The sequence below is a fragment of the Streptomyces sp. 8L genome (assembly GCF_020176795.1).
GTDB lineage: Bacteria > Actinomycetota > Actinomycetes > Streptomycetales > Streptomycetaceae > Streptomyces.
On record NZ_JAIUKE010000744.1, the window covers coordinates 1 to 3,300 of the forward strand.

Genomic DNA, 3,300 nt, shown 5'->3' on the forward strand with positions numbered 1-3,300 from the left:
GCGCTGGTAGCGTTCCATGACGCCGGGAACCTGCTCGCGGAACGTCTGCCGCGGACAGGCGAGCACCGGACACACCAAGCGGCGGATCCGCACCGCAACGACGACCCGCCGTCCGTCCACCGGCAAGTCCGCGACCACCCGCCCATGGAACCCATGCACCCGTCCCGTTGGCCGGCCACAGATCGGGCATGGCACAGGATCGTCCCGGGTCCGCGCCGACACCCGGATGACCTCACCCTCGTCCGCCACGCCCTCGACAACCAGGGCCGACAGCCCTGAAAACACCACAGCCACAAGCTCATTGACATCGCGCACACCATACCAACGACGACCGTCACCCTTCGTTACCACCGATTACGCGACAGAGCCGCTCATTTGACAGACCCGATCTCCGAGCTGACCAGCCTCCTCGCGCCCGGCGGGGCCCGGCGCTGAGCGACCGGTCTGGGGCGGATGGGCTCAACCCGGCGACTTGTCTCCTGGTGGGGAGGTCGTACAGGGCAAGCGAGTTGGTCTGTACGACCTATCCGAACGAGGCCGGCGGATTCCGTTCGGCCGCGGGCGCGGCTGTGCGGCGCCCGGCTTCCAGGTGGGGGCTTGCTCTGCGGGCACGTGCGAGGACGAGCGCAGGGGCGAACGGGGAGGCCGGGCAGGGAGGGAGCCTGCTTCTATGGGTTCTCGGGGCGGCCCGGCGCTGGGGTCAGGCCGGGTGTGCGGCGGGGGAGGATTCGGTGTCTGTGAGTACTCCGGAGCGCAGAACGAGGGCGGCGATCAGTGCGGCACCGACGAAGATGCCCGCGGAGGCCCAGAAGGTGACCGTGTAGCTGTGGACTGCCGCGTGGGCTGCTGCTGCCGGGGTGTGGCCGTGGTCGGTGAGGTAGCCGGTGAGCGCGTTCACGGCGATGGTGTTGAGCAGGGCCGTACCGATCGCGCCGCCGATCTGCTGGACCGTGTTGACCATCGCCGAGGCGACACCTGCGTCGGCGGAGGCGGCCCCGTAGGTTGCGGTGTTCATGGCGGCGGAGAACACCATGCCGAGTCCGGCGCCCACGACGAGCAGGGACGGCAGGATGGCTGCTGCGTAGGAGGAGCCGGTATCCAGCAGGGAGGCGAGCATGCCCATTCCGCAGGCGGCGACGACCAGTCCCGAGCAAACGATGATCCGGGGCCCGAAGCGGGGCACGAGCAGTGCGCTGGCGCCGGTCGAGAATCCGATCAGCGCGACGATCATCGGGAGGAACGCGGCGCCGGTGGCCACCGGCGAGAAGCCCTTGATCTGCTGGAGGTAGTAGGTCAGGAACAGGAACACGGCGAACATGCCCATCGCGGAGAGGCCGATGGTCAGGTAGGCGCCGCCGCGGAAGCGGTCGGTCACCACACGCAGCGGCAGCAGCGGGTGCGCCGCACGGCGTTCCACCAGTACGAAGCAGGCCAGAAGCAGCACCCCGCCGATCAGCAGGCTGATGGGCAGGGCGGCGCTCCAGCCATCGGTCTCCGCCCGCGACAGGCCGTAGACCACCGCGACCAGTCCGGCCGCGACCAGGGCGACGCCCGGCAGGTCGAGACGGACGCTGCGGTCCCGCGGGCGCATGCGCAGCAGTCGCACGGCCGCCGTGATCGCAAAGAGGGAGAAGACGACGTTGACGTAGAGGGTCCAGCGCCAGTTGAGGTACTCCGTGAGGAGGCCGCCGAGCAGCAGACCCAGAGCGCCACCGGCACCGGAGATCGCCCCGTAGACACCGAATGCCTTGGCGCGTTCCTTGGAGTTGGAGAACGTCGTGGTCAGCGTGGACAGGGCTGCCGGGGCCAGCATGGCGCCCATCGCGCCCTGGAGCGCCCGGGCGATCACGAGCATGGTGAAGCCGGTGGCCGCGCCTCCCAGAGCGGAGGCGGCGGCGAAGCCGACCATACCGATGATCAGCATCCGCTCGCGGCCGAACATGTCGGACAGCCGCCCGCCCAGCAGGAGCAGCCCGCCGAAGGCCAGCGAGTAGGCGGTGACGACCCACTGCCGGTCGGCGTTGGAGAAGCCGAGGTCGTGCTGCGCTGTGGGAAGGGCGATATTCACCACGGTGGCGTCCAGGACCACCATCAGCTGGGCCAGGCAGACCACACCCAGGATCATCCAGCGCCCGGAACTCTTGACTGCCGCAGGGGCGGCGTCCGCCCCCGGCCGTGTCATGCTGTCACTCATCGCGTTCACGCTTTCACTTGGTCGGACAGAGGAGCAGGGCCAGGGGAAGAAGAGGCGGCCGTCAGCAGCGGCAGCATGATCTGCTGCACAATGCGGTCGGCGTACTCGGGGTCCGCGGGCTCGCCCGTCAGCAGGACGCGGAAGGCGAGCATGGACGGGACCACGATGGCCAGCAACTCGCTGTCCGTGCCCGTCGCGATCTCGCCGCGCTCCACGGCGCTCGCGAAAACCGAGTGGAGCAGCCCCAGGCGCGGTGTGATCACCTGCTCACGGAAGAGCGTCGCCAGCTCCGGGTTGCGCGGCAGCGCGCCGAGCAGCCCGCTGAGCACCCGCAGCTCGAACGCGTCGGCTTGCTGGAACCGATCGAGTGCCGTTCTCAGGTCCCCTGCCAGGCTTCCCGTGTCCGGCACCGCAATCGGCCGGGCCAGCGAACGCACGGTGTCCACGACCAGTTCCGCCAGTGAGTCCCACCTGCGGTAGATCGTCGCCTTGCTCGCTCTGGCCCGGGCGGCCACCGCGTCGATCGTCACCAGGTCGTAGCCGACCTCACCGAGCAGCTCCGCAGCCGCCCGGCGGATCGCCACACTTCTCTCCTCGTCGCGAGGCCGTCCCGTACCAGCCACCGACCCTCCCATCATAGATACGAAACCGTACCGTACCGCATTCTGGGACGGAGGCGGCAGGCAAAGCGACGCCGGACTCGGCTACACGGCCAGCACGGCTCACTCCTCGTCGGCGGCATGCTTGCCCCGCGGGGGCCGCAGCCCGCCGGGCAGGTCGGGGAGCTGGAAGGAGTACCGGCCCAGCACATTGATGTGGTGGCGGACGAACGGCGAGAGGCTGGCGACGTCCTCGTCCCGGACGTCGAAACCGTCCGCGCGGAGCTGTGTGACGACGGTGTCCATGCACCGGGTGGTGAACGGAACCATTGCGTTGAGGACCAGGCCCCGCGCGCCGAATCTGGTTTTATCCGAACTACTGAGGTTGAACTTGTGATGTCGCTGGTTGCTTATGTTAGGTCTGATGCGGTCTCGGCGAGGCAGCCGTCTATGAGGTCGCTGTGGTACTGGATGTGCCGTAGGCCGCGTCGGATGCGCTGGATGAGG

General features: G+C 68.8%; 4 protein-coding genes. All 4 read right to left on the reverse strand.

Translation table 11 applies throughout. The features are described from left to right. The coding region (locus LCE31_RS38135; RefSeq protein ID WP_441349436.1) for a transposase family protein at positions 1 to 315 on the reverse strand (315 nt) is incomplete at its 3' end. Positions 316 to 700: 385 nt separating this feature from the next. Further along, entirely contained in the window at positions 701 to 2,194 is a 1,494-nt protein-coding gene (locus tag LCE31_RS38140; RefSeq protein ID WP_225022749.1) for an MFS transporter, read from the reverse strand. Positions 2,195 to 2,199: 5 nt separating this feature from the next. Next, positions 2,200 to 2,778 carry a TetR/AcrR family transcriptional regulator gene (locus LCE31_RS38145; protein ID WP_225022751.1) on the reverse strand — a complete coding sequence of 193 codons (579 nt, stop codon included), beginning with the start codon at positions 2,776 to 2,778 and terminating at the stop codon, positions 2,200 to 2,202. Positions 2,779 to 2,916: 138 nt separating this feature from the next. Further along, the gene (locus tag LCE31_RS38150; protein ID WP_263632788.1) at positions 2,917 to 3,237 is read right to left on the reverse strand and encodes a transposase; all 321 of its coding nucleotides are present in this window, start codon (positions 3,235 to 3,237) and stop codon (positions 2,917 to 2,919) included. Between the last annotated feature and the right edge of the window lie 63 nt (positions 3,238 to 3,300).